The sequence below is a fragment of the Clostridium sp. LS genome (assembly GCF_002760435.1).
In the GTDB taxonomy this organism is placed as follows: Bacteria; Bacillota; Clostridia; order Clostridiales; family Clostridiaceae; genus Clostridium.
Map to the genome: position 1 here is coordinate 1 of NZ_AUUU01000116.1, position 1,756 is coordinate 1,756.

1 protein-coding gene is annotated in these 1,756 nt (G+C 32.4%); it reads left to right on the forward strand.

The annotated features are described in order from the left end of the window. Positions 1-155 precede the first annotated feature (155 nt). Entirely contained in the window at positions 156-1,595 is a 1,440-nt protein-coding gene (locus COL3_RS22145; protein ID WP_008421365.1) for a DDE-type integrase/transposase/recombinase, read from the forward strand. The last annotated feature ends 161 nt before the right edge of the window (positions 1,596-1,756 follow it).

Genomic DNA, 1,756 nt, shown 5'->3' on the forward strand with positions numbered 1-1,756 from the left:
GTTAGTGTAAAGTATTTACACTACTCTTCTTAATTTTTTCTTTATATATCAAGGGTTCGAGCGTTTTTTTGTACAAAAAAACAATGCCCCCCTAATTTCTTGTTATAATTGAATTCTCACCAACAAAAATAACACTAAAATGAAAGGTCATTGTTATGGATTCAATTATAACTTATTTACTTTTATATAATCAATATTTAATTAAAACTATTTATAAACTTGTTTTGTTTATTTCAAAGAATATACCTTTAAATCAATGGGCTTTTGATGATTCTAACAGCCCAGAATATCAAAAATTTAAAGTAGATAAACTTCCCAAAATTATTCGTTTTGAAAAAGTTGACCATCAGTTTCTTTTGGCTTATTATAAGTACAAATATAACAAGGTATTGAAACCCGTCCAACGACGGAACGGTAACTCTATTCCTAGTGAAACTATTTGCCCAAAATGTGGTGCACCTCATCATTATATCTACGATAATAACGGCAATCGAGGTCAGTTCCAATGCAAGGTTTGTGGACAAAATTTCAACGAAAGCAATTATGTTACTAAGCCTATAGTACTTGTATGTCCTCATTGTGGTCATACTCTTTCTCAAAAGAAAGACCGTAAGCATTTTCGCATTCATAAATGTACAAACCCTAAGTGTTCATACTACTTAGATGGTCTTAAAAGACTTCCTAGTGATATAAAATCTTCTGAGAAATATAAATACAAGCTTCACTATATTTATAGAGAATTTACTGTTGATTTCTTTAAGATGAATTTACATACACTTTCCAAGCGAGCTATCAACTTTAATTTTAAGAAGTTTAATCCTCATATTATGGGATTATGTCTGACTTACCATGTTAATCTTAAGCTTTCAACTAGACAAACCGCTCACGCTTTAGCGGAGATACATGCTATAAAAATATCACATACTATGGTTGCTAACTATGCATTAACTGCTGCTACTGTAATTAAACCATTTGTAGATACATTTGATTATAAACCTTCCAATATCCTTTCTGCCGATGAAACCTACATAAAAGTAAAAGGTATCAGGCATTATGTTTGGATTGTTATGGATGCTTGCAAAAAGTCTATTCTTGGTTATCAGGTATCTGACACAAGAGCCGTTGGTCCATGCATACTCGCTATGCGGATGGCTTTTGATAAATTTCAAAGCTTTCCTGGTAAAATGCTAAAATTTATTGCTGATGGTTATAGTGCTTATCCTCTAGCTAAACAACAGTTTGAACTAGAAGAAAATAAGATTTTTGACCTCACTCAAGTAATAGGACTTACAAATGATGATGCGGTTTCTAAGAAATACCGTTGGGTTAAGCAGGTAGTAGAACGCTTAAATCGTACTTTTAAATCATCATACCGTGTTACTTGTGGTTATGGGAGTGAAGACGGTGCCCTTTACGGAGTCTCACTTTGGGTTGCATATTACAACTTTCTGCGCCCACATCCTTATAATTATTGGCGACCTCTAAATGAGATTGACCAATTAAAACAAGCTGATAACATGCCTGCTAAATGGCAAATACTTATTAGTCTTGGCCAGCAAACTATACTTTATATGCAAGAAAATCAACTCTCCTAAAATAAAGATAAACCTAATACATTTTACAGTTTTTGCCTTCGGCGACGGAGGTCTTTTGTTGTACTTAAAATTAATTGTTAAATTGCTAAACTTTATAGTTTTTCCTAATATTGTCAGATAAGTTTTATTTCTATTTTTTCATAGCTCACTTTACACTATCT

Coding starts and splice junctions, on each gene's coding strand:
- COL3_RS22145 (WP_008421365.1), top strand. CDS start 156: ATGGATTCAATTATAACTTATTTACTTTTATATAATCAATATTTAATT.